Below are 15,791 nucleotides of genomic sequence, written 5' to 3'. Positions count from 1 at the left end.
AGGAGACCGTGACTACATCCCCCGCATACCAAACCATTAACCCGGCGACCGGGCAGGTACTCAAAGAGTACTCCATGATTGCCAATGACGATGTCGCCGCGATCGCTCAGCGTTCCAATGAGGCCTTTGCCTCTTGGCGTCAGCTGAGCATCGCCGATCGGGCTGCGAAAGTTGCCGCGCTAGCTGACCTCTTTGAGGCCAATGTGGACGAACTCGCTGCGATCATGACCAAGGAAATGGGCAAGCCCCTTGCTGAAGCGCACGAAGAAACCGAATTCTCCGCCGAGATTTTCCGCTACTACGCGACCAACGGCCAACGGCTCGCCCAAGACCAACAGGTCAGCGAAGACGACGAGACCATCTCGTATATCCAACGCCGACCCGTGGGTCCACTGCTGGGCATCATGCCGTGGAACTTCCCGTACTACCAGATCGCCCGCTTTGCCGCCCCAAACCTGGTGCTGGGCAACACCATCATTCTCAAACACGCCGAATCCTGTCCCGAGTCCGCACTGGCTGTGCAGCGCATGATGGACGAGGCCGGCATCCCGACAGGCGTCTACCAAAACGTATTCGCCACCCACGAGCAGATCTCAGCCTTCATCGCCGATCCGATGATCCAAGGTGTCTCACTGACCGGGTCTGAGCGCGCCGGTGCAGCCATCGCTGAACAAGCCGGCAAGCACCTGAAAAAAGCTGTTCTCGAGCTCGGCGGCTCCGACCCGTATGTCGTGTTGTCCACCGATGATGTCAAAGCTGCTGCACAACAAGCCTTCGCCGTGCGGATGGAAAACACGGGCCAAGCGTGTAACTCCAATAAACGCATGATCATCATGGACGACATCTACGACGATTTCGTCACCGAAATGACCGCCTTGGCGGCTGGTCTGAAACCCGGAGATCCAGCCAGCGACAACGACAACACGTACTCGCCGCTGTCATCACAAAAAGCGGCCGACACACTTATACAGCAACTCGAGACCGCCAAAGACGCCGGAGCCACGATCCACATCGGCGGCAACCGCGAAGAGCTGCCCGGCTTCTACGTCCAACCCACGGTGATCACCGATATCCCACAGGGTTCAGATGTCTATTACGAGGAGTTCTTCGGGCCGGTCATCAATATCTTTCGCGTAACCTCCGACGAAGAAGCCCTCCAGTTGGCCAACGACACCCAATATGGTCTGGGCTCGGCGGTTTTTGCCACCGATCAGGCCCGCGCACAGGCCTTCGCTGAACAGCTGAACGCCGGCATGGTAGGTGCCAACACCTCACCTGAAGAATCCGCAGAAGCACCCTTCGGCGGCGTGAAACGTTCTGGCTACGGCCGTGAACTCGGTCCCGTTGGTATGGATGAATTCGTGAACAAACGTCTCATGACGGTCAAGAAATAACACGCCCCCACACATCACGAAAAATGGTGGCTGCTCCTGAAAATGGAACAGCCACCATTTTTTATGTCGATTTGCTTCAGCAATAACGTAGGCCCGTAAGCGGGGATGAGTTCAGCCGACGTTAGTTCGTGACGGCTACAGCAGTCGCGCTGCGTTGACCTTGCACAAATGTAGCAAGGACACGCACTTCGGCAAGCTCCTCGGCACTCAAGTGAAGTGGATCGGCAGTAAATACCGTGAAATTGGCCTGAGCTCCGGCGACGATCTGGCCCTCATCGGTTGCACCAATCGCCTTCGCGGCATGGTTTGTATACCCCTCGAATGCTTCGAGTGCAGTGAGTCCCTGTTCCGGTTGCACCGGGTCAAGGCCGGGCTGTGCGACGGGACGACGGATGATCGATTCAGCCATCATGACCCGCGGATCATAGGGCGTGACTGGCCAATCACTACCCAATGCCAGCACCGCACCGGAGCGACGCAGGTCAGCACTGCGCCAGCCTCTAGCGGCGCGCACCTCCCCCAATCGTTGCGACCAGTTGTCGCTGCGATCAGCTCGTGTGTGACGCGTACCGTGAATCGGTTGCATACTTGCGGCAACGCCAAGTTGTGCAAAACGCGCCACCGTTTGATCCGGGATCGTCTCAATGTGTTCAATCCGATGCGACGCACGCGACGCGATATCGCCCAGCGCTTCGATGGCATCCAGCACAAACGAAACACCCTGGTCTCCAATGGCATGTGTAGCAGTGGAGATTCCTTTTTCGGCAAAGAACCGTAACGCATCGCGATAAGCTTGCGGGTCTGTCCAAATGGAATGCAGGCTTTCACCGTAGCAATCTGGTTCAGTCAACCATGCAGAGCCATTATCGATGGTTCCGTCAATCATGAATTTGACGCCTTCAACGCGCCAACGGCGGCCGTGGAGTCCCTGTTGCGCAGCGATTTCGTCCAACTGCTCTTGAGAACTACCGGGTGGCACCATGGGCGAGAAACGCAGCCGCAAGGGAAGTTCTGCCTGCGCCTCATAGCGTTCGAGGACTTCCTGGCTACCGGGGTGAAAATCCATCACGTGCGTGCCGGTCAGTCCTGCCTGGGCCATCCCGTTGAGCACTTCACCGAGGCGTTCCACCCGCTCTTGCATCGATTCGGTGGGCGCTTGGTTATATACCAGGTCCATGGCAACAAGCTCCAGCAAGTACCCGGTCGGAGCACCCGTTTCGTCAACCACAACCGCGGACTCGTCGGGAAACGTCTCGTTCCCCGTGAGGCCCACTGCAGTGATCGCTGCGGTATTAACAATCGCCGAGTGGGCGTCTCGCATGCGTAAGAAAATAGGACGATCATTGGTCACGTCGTCAAATATCCGACCATCGAAACCGGTTTCGGTAAAGATATTAGGATCCACGCCCCAACCGAACAACCATGTGCCAGATTCAACCTGCCGTGCGGCGGCTGCAAGCTGGTCTCGCACCTCGTGCAAACTGAGATCTGCCAACTGGACGCCGCGGGTCAGTTCGAGTCCAAACACGATATGGGTATGCCCATCGGTCAGTCCCGGGGTCACCGTTGCTCCGGGCATCTTGTCAATAGCAGTATGCTCATCGGCAAGTTCGCGCAGGTGTGTATCGTTGCCCACCTCGAGAATTCGACCATCGCGGATGGCAATGGCGTTTACACTGGCGGGATCTTCAACTGTAGTCGAGCTGAATGTGTGGACGCGCTCGGCGATCAGGATGAGCTCGGGCGCGGTGCGATCTGGTGCAGAGGACATTTAGGACACTCCTTCGGTTTTCTTTGGTTCAGGTGTTTCCGCAGCAGCTCCTGGTTGGACGGGTTCGTCCTGCCCGGCAGCGTCCAAAGCGCTATCGGTCACGTTGTTGCGGCGTTGGCTAATAATAAACAGTGCGAACCCGAATATGACGCTTGGAAGTGTCACTAACAGGGCATATTGCATCGGGCTGAGAATCCCCACGAGCTGTCCGCCGAGCAGTGGCCCAAATGCGACTCCTGCCAGATAGAAACCGGAGACGAGCACTCCCGTACGGCCGGTGACATCCATAACGGCGGCAAGACCGGTGACCAACACCAGGATGGCACCATACATGACGCCCCACAGGAGAATAGAAACCGAGTACGCGATATCAGATCCGGTCGTGATCATGATGAATTTCGTGATGGTGCTCAGAGCAATGAAGAGCACAAACGACCAACTGCGTCCGAGCCAGCGCAGTACGACGGGCGCCAGCAGGGCACCAATCAAACCACCAAAGACTTTTCCTGCCAACAGGGTGCTATTGAGCTCTGGGGTCACACCCGCCTGTTCCGATAGGACGCTGGCCATGGAGTACACCATGTCTTCGGTCAACGACCACAGACACATCGAGATGGCGACTACAAAGGCGCTGACTGTGAATACCGATGCTGCTGAGCCGCCACGCGACGTCGCCTGGCGTCGCTGCGAGGCAACCTCGTGGCGGTTCGGCATGTTCGGTAGCCCGCCGGCCAATAGGAGTCCGATGACACCTAGCGAAGCAATCGCAAAGAGCACCGCTCGCAAATCGTTATGGAACAGCGGCGCAATCGCCAGAAGCGCGGTCGCGCCCAAGCGGTTGATGATCATAACTACGGCGACCGAGCGATCTGGATTATCGGTCGATGATGCCGCAGCAGTTCCGGTGGCAATCATGACACCGGCACCCACACCACCGAGCATCAGCCCGACCATCACCGCAGGCACCGTCAAAATGATAGCCGCGGCACCGTATCCGATAATCATCAGGATGAGCCCGATCCGGCCAAGTCGAGGACGATCGGCCAGCGCGACGAATCGATTCGTCACAAACATCGTGAGCGCAGATGCAGCGGTCATGCCCGTTGCCAGCGCACCGGCCGTGGCAATATCGACGCCAAGGTCTTGAACCATGGCGGCAATGAGCACCGGCACCATATTGGCTGCCATCAGTGCAATTACCCAGGTCCCAACAAAGCCCAAGACGACTTTTTTCGTGAGTGTCGCAAGCGCGTTCCCTGGCGGTGAGGTCGCAATTGAGGACATGAAGACTCCTAATGCAAGTGTTGTCATCTGCAGGAACGTTCCGGCAATGTGATGCACATTACTCACAGTGCTGTGATCTTGTCAACACCACCGCTCAAAAGATCCACGACAAAGACGCACTGCTAAACTGCTCACATGCCGAAGCCTGAAGTGACCATTATCGATATCGCAAAGGCCCTCGGCATCTCGAAAACCACCGTCTCATCAGCCTTACACGGAAGCGGTCGAGTCTCTGCAGCGACCCGAGAACGCGTCAAAGCCATGGCCGCATCGATGGGTTACACCTCTAATCGCGCCGCCCAGCAACTTCGCAGCGGTCGTCATCATGCTATTGGCCTGCAAATTCCAGAAGACGTCTTGAATCTCGCGTTCTACATGGAGTTCGCCTTCGGTGCTGCAGAAGCTGCGGCCGAATACGGCATTGACCTGCTACTGCACACAAAACGGCCAGGCCGCCCAAGCCACAGCTTGGCGATCGACGGCTTGCTGATCATCGACCCAACCGAAGAAACCTTTCCTACGGCTCTGATAGCCCAGCGAGACACGCCGATTGTCGCCGTGGGCGCCTACTTCGGGCCGGGCGCTGAGCTTGTAAACGCCTGGATCGAGGCCGATCATCGAAGCCTGGTACAAACGGTACTTACCGAACTACAACGTCGCGGAGCGAGCGCCCCTGGCCATGTCGCGCTCACAGGACGGGCAGAGCCACTATGGATGTCGCGAGTCACGGCAGGCTACACCGATTGGTGCCATGCCCGCGGGATTGAACCCCACGTTCTACGAACTTCAATTGAACCCGGCGAGTCAGAAATCGCTGCGATACTCGATGCTGCAGGCGATAACGACGCTCTCCTCTGGACCGTCCAGGGAGCAGCCACCCGCGCCATGGCCCTCGCCGCCCGGCGCGGCGACCATACGACTCAAATGGCTACCATGGCGTCAGATCCGGGATCTTCGAATTTAGTCGGCATAGATCTGCGAGCGCGCGAGTACGGACAGAGCGCCGCCAAGCTCCTCTTGGATGTGCTAGCCGACAAAGTCGAACACGGCTCGAAGGTTTTACACCCAGCAGTACTGAGCACCCCAAAAGGCTGAAGGTTCCACCCCACCCCCTCGGGCCACACACCAGCGTGCGATGATCATGGCCATAAATGACTGGCGTTCATTTTTAGGGTATGCTGCAACTCACAAAGATTTCTTACGAGCGCTCTCGAGTAGCCCTTGAGCATACTCGTTACCTACGCAGGAGAACCGGATCATGGAGCAATCAGCCGTGAACTACGTGTCCATGCCACCCGAATGGGCGCCCCACGAACGCACCTGGATGTCATTTCCGCCGCCCAATGACACTTTTGGAGCAGAAGGGTCTGCAACACTTCGACGAGCGCGCATTGCATGGACCGCCGTGGCCAACACGATCGCTCGCTATGAATCGGTCACCGTCGTCGCATCTTCCAGCGACGCTGCCACTGCCGCAGAAATGCTGGGTTCGGATATCGAGATTCTCGAGGCACCGTTAGACGACGCCTGGATGCGCGACTCGGGCCCTACGTTTGTGCATGGCACAGATGACCAACTTGTCGCGGTCAATTGGATATTCAACGGTTGGGGTGCTCAAAGCTGGGCTGCGTGGGAACACGATGCCCAGCTTGGACATTTTGTCAGCGAACAAGCCGGCACGCCGACGTCAGATTCACCGCTGGTCAACGAGGGCGGCGCATTCCACGTCGATGGCAAAGGCACCGGGTTACTGACCGACACTGTCCAGCTCGACCCAGACCGCAATCGGAACGCAACCAAAGCGTCCGTAGAAAACGAAATCCACGCCCAGCTGGGCACTAACCATGCCGTGTGGCTGCCTCGCGGGTTGACCCGCGATTACGATGGCTTTGGAACGCGCGGGCACGTGGACATCGTGGCCTCATTCACCGAGCCCGGCTCGGTACTACTGCACCGTCAAGACAACCCCGACCACCCTGACCATGAGGTCAGCAAACAGCTACGCCACACATTAGAGCAAGCCGTCGACGCCTAGGGACAGCCTCTGAAAATCATTGATGTGCCGGCCCCGTCGATCCTCCAAGATGATGAAGGCTGGGTCGATTACTCCTACATTAACCACTACGTCGCCAACGACGTTGTGGTGCTGTGTGCTTTCGATGATCCGGATGCTGATGCACGAGCCGCAGATATTCTGGCTGAGGCCTACCCCGGTCGGACGATTGAGCTCGTTGAAGCACGGGATATTTTTGCCTTTGGCGGCGGGATCCACTGCATCACGCAACAACAGCCTCAGCGCCCTGGCAAGCCAGACTAACAAAAGAAGCCACTCCGAGCCGTCACGAAAACTCACCCAAAGTACCCGGTGATGAACTACTCCGAGCAATATGGCTCCGGCTAGTAGATCTCTCGTGCGTGAGTGACAAGTGTCCGCCGCAGCGCGCGTGCCGGTTCAAGGTGAAAAGGTCCACAGGAGTTATTACAAAGCTACGCCGTCGCGCTATGGGCAGCCGAATGATTTGCAGCGCTTCGTGTTTCTGCCCACCGGTTTACTGCATGAACACTATAGAGCGGCCCCTGCCCCGTTCTAATAACGGGGCGAGGAAAACTTGGCTTTTCTGCAAGTTGACGTATGCGTTGACGCGATACACCAACAATCTTTGCAATCTCGGCAAACCCCACCACTTCCGGGTACACGGGCGCACGCAACTCCTCCTGGAATTCACTTTCAGCCTGAACCATCACGGAGGTAATAGTGGCATCTACGCCCTCGGCCTGAAGTGTTGTCACTACCGCGCTCCGAGCAGTTTCAAAAGCATTGGTGAGCCCATTCGCTTCCACTGTGAGGGCGATGGACCCGCCGATTAAATCTTGTGCCACGCTCACAACAGCGGAAAACGCTTCAAGACGCTCGCTAACGTCGAAAGGAAGATCTTCGGTAAACCTTTCACCCGCTTTGAAAACAATATTCACATGCAGAATTTCCACGTTCTGGGCTCCCCTCATTTCCACTGACATCAACACCGAAAAACGTACCTGGGCTTGTCGGTGACAACTGTAGTGAGTCCTGGCTGGCATTGTCAACGACAAGAGCAATATTCGAGTCACCTATTACAGCTTTGTCACCGAGTCCAACGTGAGTACAAGAAGTTTTCATACACCCTCCTTCATTGAGCCACCATCGAAGCATGGATCCGGCCATAAAACGGCAGAATGGATGAGATTGTGGATAAGTTAGCAAGTACCATGGCCGTCAAGCACGATATGCACCTTGGAGAGGTACCTATGGCAGCTGAGTTTAACGAACGCTCTTTCGACCGTTACGACGTCCGCGATCGCTTGAGTTTCGCACCGTTTGTCCAAGGCCGTGCCTCTGGGATCTACATCTTCGAGTTCGACAACGGGCAACGATACGTCGGGCAGACCGTACATTTCGCGGGCCGGTTTCCGGCACATATCCGCGGCAGTGATCACCACGAAGCATGGAAAGACATCACCCGCTTGATGGTCATGGACACTGACCCTGCTGACCTTGATGAACTCGAGTTCCAGATCATCGCCTGGCAAAAAGAAGAAGGCTACTCATTACGCAACAAGGTCTTCAACTTTGGATTTGAAGGACCCAGCGAATTAGACGAAGCCATCCCCATCATTGACCAGCTGCACTGGGCAAATGGTGATTCCGACTATGACATCGCAGATATCCGCCGCGCAGCAGATCGCCCGGTCGAGGGCAAAACGAAGCTACACCGCAGCGCTGAGGGCCAGCAGCCATGGATGAATGCAACCACCGAGGACGAGACCTGGCCTACCGTTGCCAATGCAGTGTGTGCTGACCTCGGCGCGGTGATCGCTCGAGCTATCCCCGAAGCGGTTGAACTCGAAAGCATCTATTGGACGGTCTCGGATTACCCGAACACTGTTGGCGGACGACTCGCGACCCTCAATGTCGGAAGCCTCGAAGTACTACACATCCCCCGCGAGCCCTTTGAACTCATTAATCCTCATGGGGAACGCGTACAGCTACACTGCAGTTTGCTCAACATGTCACTCGGGACCATGATCACACACGGCGAAGTCCAGGATCGTTGGCAGAATACGGGCCCGATGATCCCCACCATGTCACGCCAACCCAGCTACAGCATTGGGCCGGTCGATAACGTCACTATTCCGACGGGGTATGTGGCACGGGCGCTCGATCACGTGGAAATCTTGCAAGGCGTCAGAGAATTCTGCCTCAATCTCATGCGGGCCAACCAGTCAGGCATGTTCCGCAGGTGGCACTCACGCGAGCTTGCCCGACGCGCCTACGAAGAACACGTGAGGGTCACTGATCAATGAACGGGAACATAAGGATCGGCCACGTCATAGCCGCATCTAGCCATACCCCACCCGACGATGACTTTCCCACACCGTGACTCAGTTCGGTCGGGTATCTAGAGACTGCTGGAGACGACCACTGGGGGTTGCCTTGCGCATGAATCGGTCTGCAGTCAGGAGTTCGTAGTGGTCATACATTGGGGACATGCCAATTGTGCACATGGCGATACGCCCTTATCCGCTGACGGGCGGAGTTAGTTCTAGGAAGCGTAGAGATTTAGAGCGTCATGCATTAAACGTTGCGAGCTGCCTGGGAAATAGTTGGCGTGGGTGAACTTCACAGTCTCGATTGAGTCTGAACCAACGAGGACAACGTCTATCGCACGGTCGTCAGCGTACTTACGTTCAAAACGCGAGTACGCCTCCGTTGCGATCTCTATATCCTCGCCAAAGTCCAGTTCTTCGAGAAGTTCATCTTTGCTGTGGTCAAACACCAACAGAAAGTTTTTGATGCCAGCCATGACTTTCCTTTCCTGGATGAGGCGACGTCTCCCCCATCCGTTAAAGCATCTGCTTTTTCATAAAGTCTTTTGCTTCAACTAAGAGTTCATTGTACAGAGTTCTGAGCTCATCCGTTACAGGGGCACCACTCTCGCGACACCAATAAATCTCCGCGACGACCTTCAGAAATTCGAACATGACACCCTCACCATCCTGTTTCAAATTCATATGGAGGTCGTGCGAGAAACCCTCGACAGTTTCGGCCCAAATATGCATCGATCTCGTACGTAGTTGCACTTCAACAGGCAGGGTATTCGATGTTTCGAAAATGAGGTGATGTGCTCGGTAGCCCGAGGCCCTTGGGTCAGTCACGTAGTCTCGATGTTTAATAATCCGGTGTGCATTGTGGTGAGGTTCAAAGCAGTCTCACGAGCCGAAATCTTGTCGATAATGGTTGGAACTTTCTTCAGTCTTTGCGTCACTTGCGCCGAAACCTCAGCCTGCCTGACATATCGACGCAATGCCATGTTCATTGCACGCAAAGGTTTCGCAAATTGAGCCCGGTAAGATTCGATATCCCGTATTGCATCATCAAGATCGCGGAGTCATGCTTCACCGCGATAAAAGCGTCGAATTCTGGATCCGGCCTTCTTCAACTGGCTCTTCGTGGGACCTGCCATTAGCCACGCGCCTTTCGTATGAGAACTCCGAATGATCGTTCATTTGCTACAGACCTACACAAAGCCAGCAGCGGTAGGTAGCCAATAGCCTACCCCGCGATTTGCTGTGTTTAATTGGTCAGATTCAAATTGTGGAAACCCCTTAGGCCCCGGCCATACGAGCTATAGCAATTGGAACAATCCTGGCGACGGAGCACCCAGATGATCTCCCCAGTGAGATCATCACCGGGGATGTTTTGGTAGCGCGAGCGCACCGTGGTCGATGCAAACAGTGTCTGCGCAAAGTCAGCGAAACCAACCTGCCACAACCGCAGGCCCTCGGCGTCCTTGGCCTAACTGGACTCACCATCTCGCTGCCCGGTCCACACTTTGAGCTTCGCTCGACTGCAGCCAGCTGCTCAATGCCGCAATGCAGTCCTGTTCGTTGGTTGGCAATCGCAGAAAGTCCAACCGAGATCCAGCGGTGGAAGTCCACGGGCTCAGCTTCTCCGCTCGTGCGGACCGCTCATGAACCAAGGGATACGCAAGTAACGACATCGCAGGCTTGAAGCTCAGGCTGTAGGCATGCACTTGATACAGGTCTTCTCGATCCACACCCCGAGGATCGGTCAACGGCTTGTATTTGGCATCGATCAAAGCACTACAAGCACTATGGTCCGCAATAGGGCCGATCATGATATCCGGATAGAGCCGTCCCAGCCCAGCGCCTGGGTCGAGCCCCGAACGTAGGAGATGCTGTCCTGCGGTCGCCTTCGTTCCGTGGATCACATTCTCTGCAGTTGCTTGAGCCGCCCAGTGCAGCACGAACCGCTCCCACAGTTCAGCGACATCAATGATCACGCCGTAGGTCGAAGCGTCGCGAGTGTTCTGATTCAACAGTTGGTTCGAGGCGATGCGATGCGACAGTTCAGCTGCGTCTCGCCACTTGAGCGTAATGGGCGTGTACCGTGCGCGCTTGAGTTGAGCCTTTGATGGCAACCGTGGGTTATTGCCGACTGCCTGACGCAACGTGGTCAGCTGCTCATTGATACGTTGACCACGCCATCGTGGGTTTCCCATCTGAGCATGAAGCACCCTATCGGCCGCAACGACTGCAGCGTTTGTTGCGGTCACCAATGTGCGGTCCGTCCTCGTGGAGACGAGCTCTGGGCGTCAAGTCGCTCGCAGTCGGCTCGTGGAAGCCACATCGAGCTTGCCTTTGATCTGCAGTCCCCTAGTCTGGCGAGTAACCTTTTCGCGTGCCAGACTGTGCGTTCCCGCTTGTGCAACGATCGCACGCCACATCGCAGCGGCGAGTTGGATAATCAGTGACCGACTGCCCTGCGAGCGGCCCGCAGTGTCCGGAAGGATTTGCACGTTATGGATGGTGCTGAGCCATTGGGCAACCGTGTCAATGCCAAGACGTGGTCTGATGCGAAGTGTCCGGCCCTGGTGATGGATTTCTCCGATATACCGACCGGCCCGCCAACCATGAACATCCCGATCAAGAATCGGTTCCGGAGCGTTCACGGCAGAAGCTGGCTGCTGGGCAAGATGTTCGGACAACAGGAACTCTTCCGGTTCCAGATTCGCAATCAAGCGGAGCCACTCGTGATCCGAGGAGGACAGGTCCGCCGACCACGCGGCTTCCGGTGTCAGATCAGTGATGGACAGGTGGACATCGTCATCACTATCCTGCATGACCGGCCCCAGGTGGTTCCATCAACGTGTCACGGAACGTTTCCAGCAACGACTGCTGTTGGTCAGAACCGGCTAAGTACTGCTCAAGTAGTGGTCGGATCGAGAAGTTCCACAAACTCGTCAACGCTGCCCTGGGCTTACCGCTCGGAGTCCACAAAATAGTTCCTCTGACTGGGCGCCGACCTTGGAAGGTCTCGTCGACTAAAAACGCCAACTCGTTATAAAATGCGTGACCGATTTCGTATGCGCCCCCGAGATCAGGCGTGGCAGCAATTTCGGCATTCAGCGACTCGATATTCTCGATGAGGTGTTCGAGTTGATCCTCTGCTTCGTCATACGTGACCCGCGGGCGTACCCGCTCCCACTCGTACTGCCATATGCTTCGGAGACCATCAGGATCAAACGCGGCATCGAACCACAAGAACCGGCGACGCAACGCGAAATCCAATGACTCCACAGAGTGATCAATTTCGTTCATCGTGCCAATAATGTAGAGGTCATCGGGCACGACCAATGCGAGGTTGTCGCCATCCTTGTCGGTCGCAGGGAGCGTCATCGAGATGCCACGCTTATCGGCTTCGATCGCACTAAAGGCTTCTCCCAACATTGCTGACAGGTCCGTCCGGTTGATCTCATCCAGAATGAGCACATGAGGCAATTGGGCGAGTTCACCGGAATCTTCCTCACGCATGGTTCGCACGAGCTCAAGCAAGATACCTTCCTTAAACTCGGTTCGACCGTCTTCGCCAAGCTGCAACCCAGCAATGAATTCTGAATATCCAATGCCCGGGTGGAGCTGGAGATGGGTCACGTGTGAATCCAACAGGCCGTCGAGAACGTCTATGTTCGCAAAGTACGTGTCTACACCCCACTGTGGTATAGCGCTCGAAGGTATCAAAGTTTCGGCTAGTTTATTCGAAAAATTATCAAGCTCGGCGCGATTTCCAATACTACGTGGGCGACGCTTTCCTTATCAGGCGAAGTTTCTTGCCGCGTGAGAGGAATAACAGGACATATCCCTCACTTCCTTATCCTACCCACGACGAATCGTTTCACCTGAACGATCGGTTTTACTCTGAGATCGTCTGGTCGCTCATCGACAGCAAGTGGAGTTGTTGGTGCCACCGGGACAGGTTCATTATTGAGATCTCCGACGTCATCGCGCAAGTGTTTTAAAAGGTCTTCAATGCGACCCATCGTCTTGTCACGTATCTTACTTGCCCGCGTGTTCCGGATTTCGATGAAGACTGTGAAGGCTAATGACGCGTAGACGAACGCTATGGATACCGCCCCCAGACTCTCTCCAGATCTGGCTGCCAAACAAGTGAAAAAAATTGCACCCGCTAGAAGTGCCGCGATTATGACCACGAGGGCTTTCTCGTCACGTCCCGAAATTTTAAACCACATTCGCATTCTTTGTATAGTCACACGAACATCTTATCCAATTTATCCCATAGGCGGGCTCCTGGAAACAGGATCACACCCTCACTACCTGAAGCCTCGCAATTCTAATCGTGCCGACAACAACAATCTGGACCAGCGAAAACCCAGGTGATGGGGCTTACTGGAACCAACCACTGACGCCAACACTGAATGTTGGGCAACTCTGTACAACCAGACGCGGAAAGGATTTCGGTCGACCAATGGGCGACACTGATGGATACTGCTCGGCGTCGAAGGAGTGGCCATCATTTTCGACGGCCAGTGGGCGCGAGAAAATGTAATCGTACCGAATCCTGCGCTGCCACTTTTGGAACTGCTTGAGGCCTCCCTTCCGTAAATACCAAAAGCCTCTATGGACGCAGTCAAGCTGCGGAGGCAGGGGGTAATGAATCTTTCAGACGGGTCAGTGATGTGAAACGTTGTGGCTGCACGCCGTTTCCTTCGAACTAGAGCACATCAGCCACGGCCGCGCCCGCCCCAGGATGCGCCGCGCTCATTGTCGGTAAACACCAGGATCATGGCAACGACGCTCCCCGCGGTTCACAGTGCCATCATGATGACAACTACTGTTGGGCGCACTACTCCGCTTGGGTCACCGGTTAGTCCAGATAGCGGAGTACGTTCTGCAATGAAACAGAACCGTTTTCCACAGCAACTTGGTGCCCTCAGGCTAGCGAACGATACTTGACCACCAGCAGTATCGGCAATGGGCGTATACATACGAGGTTGCCATGAGGGCATAGCACAACCGAGTATCTCGCCGATCGTGCCGACGGCGATGACGTTCTCACGGTAAGGATATCGTTCCCAGAAAACTGCGATCACGACTGCCCTTCAACAATCCCGGTTCAAGTACAAGCTAAAACCGTGCAGCATGTCAGATTCTCTTAGCTTCCTTTATTAGTTTGAGCATGACAGGGACTATGGTTTCTCATAGATCGCAAACATCAAGCTATGCGGGATTGCAGATGTCGCGGCTGGCGTGTATCGTGCGTCAACTGCGCCTCTACATTCCGAGTGTCCAGGGCGAGCCTGAACCAGATCAAACCGGAACCACAACGATTCCAGCACCGATTCTCGTACCATACCGGAAGTCTCGGAACTGGTCGATACAAGGATAGCCGTGCAGTCTGAACCCCCGTTCCGAAATAGCACATCCGAAAGCACAACATCAAAACTGGACGCTATGCGTTCATACATCACATACCACCGCTTATATCCTATAAATTTAAAAAAGACATCCAGAAGCGCAGATTCTAGAGGAACGACCACATGGTTGATACAGGTCCAAGCGAGGAATCCGCAAAAGCTCCCACTGCAATAGCCGCAGCCCAACAGTTTTTGGATCTATCGCAGGAATATTTAGAGCTGGTGCCAAAGCTCAAAAGCCAAGCCTTACCAATCGGCAATAGCGCGCGATCAAGAACGACCAAACGAGTGGCAGCTCTGGCCGTCGTAATGCAAAGGAAGTTTGTTACACGCCGTGAGAACACTTATATGCCAGGCATTTTAGAGCGCATCCTGGCCGAGCACAAAGACGAACTTTCTCCAGAAACTAGAAAGAATATCACAGCATTCAAACACGAGCTATCTGGTGCCGTAAAGCAGCTGCACGAAGCCAACGCTATCATTAACGACGGTACCAACAAGTCTGCGTCAACGGCCGTCGTAGTTCCCCAAATTACCTACGGCAGGCTGCTTCATGCCGATTATCAAAAATGGCAAGACGGTGGTCCCAACCCTTGGTTTACGGCCGCTCTTTCATTCTTAGTTTCCCAGGATAGGTTTCGAGATTACATAGAAAAAATGAGATCATGTCTGATGGATCTGACAGAGCAGAACATATTGGAATCCCTTGCGTACGAGTTCAACATCGAGGAGGATTTCCTCAGTCCAAACGGCAAGATCGAATAGGACCGCAGGAAACTTGACCTCGTGGCTCACAGTCCCGGCATATTTGAGGACCATTCATCCATACCGCTCCGCGTTAGACCAGATTATCGGTCTTCACAACAAAAATTTACTGAGCGGAACTCCGGCCGTGAGGCACAACGCACCTCAGCATTAACCGCCGACGAGTAGTCTTCCCGCATCCCAGAGGCCTTGGGCACAAATAAACTCGTCATCAACCGGCAACCGCGTGCCGAAACTTAGAGTACTCCCATGACAAAACCTACGAGTGACCCAGCATCTGAATTATCCATCAGTCGAAAATACACGACGGCGTCCGCCGGAGCCACCGCGGGCACCGTACCACTTGTAGGGTCCATATTAGGAACACTTGCGGGCAACAAAATTCGGGCAAAATACGAAACTGCACTTCGTGAATGGCTCGATGCTTTAGCTGGCGAATTAAACCGAGTCCGCCATGATCTCGACTACCTACTTGAAGATGACGATTTTATAGAGACCCTAACAGCAGTGACGGAAGCTGCTGTGAGAGCGTCTCATCAAGAGAGGCTCGATACTCTCAAAACGCGGTTCTCAATAGCGTCGAAGACGTCTCTCAACCAGAGAACGGTTCGAAATTACGCTTCATCAGTTAATAAACCGGCTAATCCCCGATCACATGAGAATGCCCAATTTTTATGATTCGCCCCAGACATGGTTTCGTTTAAACCGGCTCATCGTAAAAATGAGTGTAGTTGGTGTCTGAATCCGCCGGTGTCGAGCAGTGCTCTGGTGATGTAATGCATGAGATTACGGAAGCCTAAGGCT

The 15,791-nt window shown here is 54.9% G+C and carries 14 protein-coding genes and 1 pseudogene; 6 read left to right on the top strand and 9 right to left on the bottom strand.

From position 1 onward, the window contains the following. Positions 1–8 precede the first annotated feature (8 nt). Entirely contained in the window at positions 9–1,394 is a 1,386-nt protein-coding gene (locus ACYVJT_RS13745; protein ID WP_343956481.1) for an NAD-dependent succinate-semialdehyde dehydrogenase, read from the top strand. 121 nt (positions 1,395–1,515) lie between these two features. Here the strand turns inward: ACYVJT_RS13745 and ACYVJT_RS13740 are convergent, their stop codons facing one another. Continuing rightward, positions 1,516–3,165, bottom strand: a complete 1,650-nt coding sequence (locus tag ACYVJT_RS13740; RefSeq protein ID WP_343956482.1) for an amidohydrolase — start codon at positions 3,163–3,165, stop codon at positions 1,516–1,518. Continuing rightward, positions 3,166–4,449: an MFS transporter gene (locus ACYVJT_RS13735; protein ID WP_343956483.1), complete on the bottom strand. Its 1,284-nt coding sequence runs from the start codon at positions 4,447–4,449 to the stop codon at positions 3,166–3,168. A gap of 135 nt (positions 4,450–4,584) precedes the next feature. Here ACYVJT_RS13735 and ACYVJT_RS13730 point away from each other — a divergent pair, with 135 nt between their 5' ends. Together ACYVJT_RS13730 and ACYVJT_RS13725 are read left to right on the top strand one after the other, a co-directional pair. Beyond that, the gene (locus ACYVJT_RS13730) at positions 4,585–5,544 is read left to right on the top strand and encodes a LacI family DNA-binding transcriptional regulator (RefSeq protein ID WP_343956484.1); all 960 of its coding nucleotides are present in this window, start codon (positions 4,585–4,587) and stop codon (positions 5,542–5,544) included. Positions 5,545–5,707: 163 nt separating this feature from the next. Then, a pseudogene (locus ACYVJT_RS13725) lies at positions 5,708–6,766 on the top strand (agmatine deiminase family protein). A gap of 170 nt (positions 6,767–6,936) precedes the next feature. Here ACYVJT_RS13725 and ACYVJT_RS13720 read toward each other — a convergent pair. Next, positions 6,937–7,437 (bottom strand): helix-turn-helix transcriptional regulator, encoded by a 501-nt coding sequence (locus tag ACYVJT_RS13720; protein WP_343956485.1) that lies wholly within the window; start codon positions 7,435–7,437, stop codon positions 6,937–6,939. Between the two features lie 297 nt (positions 7,438–7,734). Between ACYVJT_RS13720 and ACYVJT_RS13715 the strand changes: the two genes are divergently transcribed. Next, positions 7,735–8,790, top strand: coding sequence for a GIY-YIG nuclease family protein (locus tag ACYVJT_RS13715; RefSeq protein ID WP_343956486.1), 1,056 nt, complete (start codon positions 7,735–7,737; stop codon positions 8,788–8,790). 239 nt (positions 8,791–9,029) lie between these two features. Here ACYVJT_RS13715 and ACYVJT_RS13710 read toward each other — a convergent pair whose 3' ends face one another. From ACYVJT_RS13710 to ACYVJT_RS13685, 6 genes are all read right to left on the bottom strand, one after another. Then, complete coding sequence (locus ACYVJT_RS13710; RefSeq protein ID WP_343956487.1) at positions 9,030–9,290, bottom strand: hypothetical protein; 261 nt, start codon at positions 9,288–9,290, stop codon at positions 9,030–9,032. A 40-nt stretch (positions 9,291–9,330) separates the two neighbouring features. Next, entirely contained in the window at positions 9,331–9,660 is a 330-nt protein-coding gene (locus tag ACYVJT_RS13705; RefSeq protein WP_499418482.1) for a RelA/SpoT-related domain-containing protein, read from the bottom strand. A gap of 632 nt (positions 9,661–10,292) precedes the next feature. Continuing rightward, positions 10,293–11,063 (bottom strand): 5-methylcytosine restriction system specificity protein McrC, encoded by a 771-nt coding sequence (locus tag ACYVJT_RS13700; protein ID WP_343956488.1) that lies wholly within the window; start codon positions 11,061–11,063, stop codon positions 10,293–10,295. Between the two features lie 39 nt (positions 11,064–11,102). Further along, positions 11,103–11,630, bottom strand: coding sequence for a hypothetical protein (locus tag ACYVJT_RS13695; protein ID WP_343956489.1), 528 nt, complete (start codon positions 11,628–11,630; stop codon positions 11,103–11,105). After that, positions 11,620–12,453 carry an AAA family ATPase gene (locus ACYVJT_RS13690; protein WP_499418477.1) on the bottom strand — a complete coding sequence of 278 codons (834 nt, stop codon included), beginning with the start codon at positions 12,451–12,453 and terminating at the stop codon, positions 11,620–11,622. The genes ACYVJT_RS13695 and ACYVJT_RS13690 overlap by 11 nt, the downstream gene beginning before the upstream one ends. 197 nt (positions 12,454–12,650) lie before the next feature. Next, positions 12,651–13,037, bottom strand: a complete 387-nt coding sequence (locus ACYVJT_RS13685; protein WP_343956491.1) for a hypothetical protein — start codon at positions 13,035–13,037, stop codon at positions 12,651–12,653. A 1,308-nt stretch (positions 13,038–14,345) separates the two neighbouring features. Between ACYVJT_RS13685 and ACYVJT_RS13680 the strand changes: the two genes are divergently transcribed. After that, positions 14,346–14,987 carry a hypothetical protein gene (locus ACYVJT_RS13680; RefSeq protein WP_343956492.1) on the top strand — a complete coding sequence of 214 codons (642 nt, stop codon included), beginning with the start codon at positions 14,346–14,348 and terminating at the stop codon, positions 14,985–14,987. A gap of 249 nt (positions 14,988–15,236) precedes the next feature. Then, the gene (locus tag ACYVJT_RS13675; RefSeq protein WP_343956493.1) at positions 15,237–15,665 is read left to right on the top strand and encodes a hypothetical protein; all 429 of its coding nucleotides are present in this window, start codon (positions 15,237–15,239) and stop codon (positions 15,663–15,665) included. Positions 15,666–15,791 lie beyond the last annotated feature (126 nt).

The sequence above is a fragment of the Yaniella soli genome, assembly GCF_054782375.1.
Note: the sequence above shows the minus strand (reverse complement) of the source record. Positions and strands in the feature narration are given on the sequence as shown.

Coding starts and splice junctions, on each gene's coding strand:
- ACYVJT_RS13740 (WP_343956482.1), bottom strand. CDS start 3,165: ATGTCCTCTGCACCAGATCGCACCGCGCCCGAGCTCATCCTGATCGCC.
- ACYVJT_RS13715 (WP_343956486.1), top strand. CDS start 7,735: ATGGCAGCTGAGTTTAACGAACGCTCTTTCGACCGTTACGACGTCCGC.
- ACYVJT_RS13730 (WP_343956484.1), top strand. CDS start 4,585: ATGCCGAAGCCTGAAGTGACCATTATCGATATCGCAAAGGCCCTCGGC.
- ACYVJT_RS13680 (WP_343956492.1), top strand. CDS start 14,346: ATGGTTGATACAGGTCCAAGCGAGGAATCCGCAAAAGCTCCCACTGCA.
- ACYVJT_RS13735 (WP_343956483.1), bottom strand. CDS start 4,449: ATGTCCTCAATTGCGACCTCACCGCCAGGGAACGCGCTTGCGACACTC.
- ACYVJT_RS13685 (WP_343956491.1), bottom strand. CDS start 13,037: ATGTGGTTTAAAATTTCGGGACGTGACGAGAAAGCCCTCGTGGTCATA.
- ACYVJT_RS13675 (WP_343956493.1), top strand. CDS start 15,237: ATGACAAAACCTACGAGTGACCCAGCATCTGAATTATCCATCAGTCGA.
- ACYVJT_RS13710 (WP_343956487.1), bottom strand. CDS start 9,290: ATGGCTGGCATCAAAAACTTTCTGTTGGTGTTTGACCACAGCAAAGAT.
- ACYVJT_RS13695 (WP_343956489.1), bottom strand. CDS start 11,630: ATGCAGGATAGTGATGACGATGTCCACCTGTCCATCACTGATCTGACA.